Annotated in this window: 3 protein-coding genes; 1 reads left to right on the top strand and 2 read right to left on the bottom strand. The window is 72.5% G+C overall.

What is annotated here, in order from left to right; genetic code table 11:
• Positions 1-338 (top strand): His/Gly/Thr/Pro-type tRNA ligase C-terminal domain-containing protein (locus tag ABZ281_RS49660; RefSeq protein ID WP_356665465.1); only part of this gene is annotated, 338 nt, incomplete at its 5' end.
• Positions 339-386: 48 nt separating this feature from the next.
• On the opposite strand, the gene ABZ281_RS49655 is transcribed toward ABZ281_RS49660, so the two are convergent.
• A complete protein-coding gene (locus ABZ281_RS49655) occupies positions 387-1,013 on the bottom strand; it encodes a response regulator transcription factor (protein WP_356665463.1) in 627 nt (208 codons plus the stop codon).
• Positions 1,010-1,298, bottom strand: a 289-nt coding sequence (locus tag ABZ281_RS49650; RefSeq protein ID WP_356665461.1) for an ATP-binding protein, incomplete at its 5' end; no start/stop codon positions are given. The genes ABZ281_RS49650 and ABZ281_RS49655, both read right to left, overlap by 4 nt.

Genomic DNA, 1,298 nt, shown 5'->3' with positions numbered 1-1,298 from the left:
GCACGGTCCTCGCCCTGCAGGCGGAGGGCGTCGAGCTGGAACTGCCCGCCACCACCAGCGTGTTCGCCGTCCCGCTCGGCGAGGAGGCCCGCCGCGTCCTGTTCGCCAAGGTCACCGAGCTGCGCAAGAACGGCATCGCGGCCGATTTCTCCTATGGCGGCAAGGGCCTCAAGGGCGCGATGAAGAACGCCAACCGCAGCGGCGCCCGCTACACGGTCGTCGCCGGCGAACGCGACCTCGCCGAGGGCGTCGTCCAGCTCAAGGACATGGAGTCCGGCGAGCAGACGGCGGTGGGCGTGAACGAGATCGTGGCGGAGCTGGAAGCGCGGCTCGGCTGAGCACCCCGCACACCACAGAGGGAAGGCGCCGGATCCCCGGCGCCTTCCTCATTGCTCCAGCAGCCCGAACCGCATCGCGTTCGTGACGGCCGCGGTCCGGTCGGTGACATCCAACTTGCCGAAGACCCGCAGCAGATACGTCTTCACCGTCGACTCCCCGATGAACAGCCGCCGCCCGATCTCCGCGTTCGTGCACCCCTCGGCCACCAGCCGCAGCACGGCCGTCTCGCGCTCCGAGAGCCGTGGCCGCTCCGGCCTCGTCCGCAGCTGGTCGACCAGCCGGGCCGCCACCGACGGGGCCAGGACCGTCTCGCCGCGCGCGGCGGCCCGCACCGCCTCCGCCAGTTCCGCTCGCGGCAGGTCCTTCAGCAGGTAGCCCGCCGCCCCCGCCTCGACCGCCCGCAGGATGTCCCGGTCCGTCTCGTACGTCGTCAGGACCACCACACGGCAGGGCAGTCCGGCCCCGGTCATCCGCACGATGGAGTCCACGCCCCCACCACCCGGCATCCGCAGGTCCATCAGCACGATGTCCGGTTGCAGTTCCGCAGCCAGCGCCTCCGCCTGCGGTCCGCTGGACGCGTCGCCGACGACCTCCAGGTCGGACTCCGCACTGAGCATCGCCCGCAGCCCCTCCCGCACGACGGGATGGTCGTCGGCCAGGATGATCCGGATCATCGGGTCCTCCTCCGCACGACGGGAAGCCGGACGGTCACGACCGTGCCGTCCCCCGGGGCACTGCACACCTCGGCGGTACCGCCCACTTCGGCGGCCCGGGCCCGCAGCCCCGCGAGACCGTACCCGCCGCGGACCGCGGCGGGGTCGAAGCCGCGACCGCCGTCGCGTACCGACACCGTCAGCGAGTCGTCGGCGTACGCCAGTGACACGCCGATCGTCACCGGACTCCCCGCGTGCTTACGGGCGTTGGCCAGCGCTTCCTGGCAGGCGCGTAGCGCGACCACC

The organism is Streptomyces sp. NPDC006265, assembly GCF_040613555.1.
In the GTDB taxonomy this organism is placed as follows: Bacteria; Actinomycetota; Actinomycetes; order Streptomycetales; family Streptomycetaceae; genus Streptomyces.
Note: the sequence above shows the minus strand (reverse complement) of the source record. Positions and strands in the feature narration are given on the sequence as shown.